The sequence below is a fragment of the Maritimimonas sp. 2304DJ26-3 genome, assembly GCF_056591635.1.
The window spans coordinates 1-1802 of record NZ_JBWQOK010000009.1; the positions used below are offsets into that span (position 1 = coordinate 1).

The 1802-nt window shown below is 39.3% G+C and carries 1 protein-coding gene; it reads left to right on the forward strand.

Features of this window, described 5'->3' with window-relative positions; translation table 11 throughout:
• The coding region (locus AC1EUV_RS13775) for a DUF7507 domain-containing protein (RefSeq protein WP_480199300.1) at positions 1 to 1802 on the forward strand (1802 nt) is incomplete at both ends.

A 1802-nucleotide genomic window follows, 5' to 3' on the forward strand; every position in this document is an offset into this window, starting at 1 on the left:
ATCTACTGCAGTAATAGTAATTGATAGTAGCAACGATCCAGCAACATGTTCAGGTACTGAAGGAAGTATCACCTTGTCAGGTTTAGCAAATAATACAAATTATAGTGTAAGTTATGTGTTAAATGGAGGAACTCCAGTAGTATCTACTATTAGTAGTGATGTTGCAGGATTATTAATGATATTGAATTTAGGAGCTGGTTCATATACAAATATCAATGTTACCAATGCAGGATGTACAAGTAATAGCGTAAGTACAACCCTTACCGATCCAATAACTCCAATGTTGACATTGACTAACAGTACAGACCCAACGACTTGTTCAGGGACAGATGGTGTGATTGTATTTGCCACTACTGGTTTAGCAGATGGTAGTTATATGGTAGACTATGCAAGTGGTACCTTGACGATGGCTGTTGTAGGTAATGTAGGGACAATTAATGGACTAGGTCAAGGAATCTATAATGATATTACGATTACTCAGGCAGGTTGTACATCAATGGCAGATATTGATGTTACACTTAATGATCCACCTACGCCAGTAGCTCCAACAGCGGCGAGTCCATCAGCCTATTGTGATGGCGATACGATTTTAGACATTACAGCAACGGGTGCCATAGGTGCAACTTTTACCTGGTATAGTGATGCAGGGTTAACGACAGTAGTTGATAATGATGCAACCTTCACTCCTGCAGGCACAGTAGGTACAGAGACTGTATATGTTACGCAAACGGTTGCAGGTTGTACAAGCCTTGCAACACAAGTAGACATAACAGTAAACGCGTTGCCAGTAATAACCAATGTGTCTTTCACAGACCCAACTACAGCAAGCTGCCCTACGTTAAATGATGGTACTATTACAATAACCGCTACAGGAGCTAATTTAGAGTACAGCATTGATGGAGGGACAAATTATCAAGCATCAAATGTGTTTACAGGATTAACAGCAGGAGGATCACCATATACCATAGCGGTGAGAAATTCAGTGACCTTATGTGAAGTTATTGACCCAACTCAAGTAACATTAACTGCTCCAGGATGTAACCCAAGTGTAGTAGTTACTAAAACGCAAACAGGAGGCCCTAATCCGGTAACGGCAATTGGCCAAACATTAGATTATACGATAACACTCGAAAATGATGGCGATTTAGTTCTTAATAATATTAATATTACTGATGTTTTACCAAATGGAACAAATGGAACACTAACTGGCCCTACGGGAGATGGAGGAGTAGTTGGGGTTATTGAAGTAGGAGAAATTTGGACATATACAATTAGTTATACTACCACATTAGCAGACTTCCAAGCTGGCGTTGATTTAGTGAATACGGTATCAGTTACAACAGATGAAATAACCACTGCCGAAACTGACACAGCAATAACCCCAATAGTAGTTTCTGATTTAAGTATTACAAAAGCCGTTAATACTACAACACCGAACGTAAGTGATACGGTAACCTTTACACTAACTATTGCAAATGGAGGTGTAAATGATGCAACTGGTGTTTCGATTGAAGATATTGTCCCTAATGGTTACGGAAGTGTTACAGCAATTACAGCTGGAGCTACAGTTGTTGGTAATACGATTTCTTGGTCAGGATTAACGGTGACAACTACGGCAAGTACCGTTCTACAATTTACAGCACAAGTATTAGCTTCCGGGAATTATGATAATCAAGCTCAAATAACAGCATCAGACAATGTTGATCCAGATAGTGACCCTTCTTCAAGCTTTAGTGATGATGACTATAATGATGGGGATTCTGATGATGATGAAAGTAATATAGTTTCTATTACACCTACTG